Below are 361 nucleotides of genomic sequence, written 5' to 3'. Positions count from 1 at the left end.
AAGGTTGAACTCGTCATTGCGAGTTCTGGTTTTTCGCCGGATTCAAAATACAAGAACACTTGAATGTGTTGTTCTTCGTTTTACAAAGTAAAACAAAGGATATTAAGAACTTTTAAATTTTGATTTAGATAACTCGTAAGTTATTTAAATCAGTCAGCTTTCCAAATTGTTAAAGAGCTTAAAGCAAAAGCTTTAATCAATAATAAAGATTATTAATTAAAACTCTTTATCTTTAATTTAAAACCTAATTAATCTGTGTGAACACTCATAAACCGTAATCTATCGTTTAAGGAGGTGATCCAGCCCCAGGTTCCCCTAGGGCTACCTTGTTACGACTTCACCCCAGTCATGAACCACAAAG

At 33.2% G+C, this 361-nt stretch carries 1 rRNA gene; it reads right to left on the bottom strand.

Annotation, left to right across the window (positions count from 1 at the left end):
• Positions 1 to 287: 287 nt before the first annotated feature.
• Positions 288 to 361: ribosomal RNA gene (locus HC728_RS19915) — 16S ribosomal RNA — on the bottom strand; the annotation flags it as partial.

Source organism: Aliivibrio sp. S10_S31, assembly GCF_014694495.1.
Classification (GTDB): Bacteria; Pseudomonadota; Gammaproteobacteria; order Enterobacterales; family Vibrionaceae; genus Aliivibrio; species Aliivibrio fischeri.
This window is presented reverse-complemented; position numbering and strand designations above follow the sequence as displayed.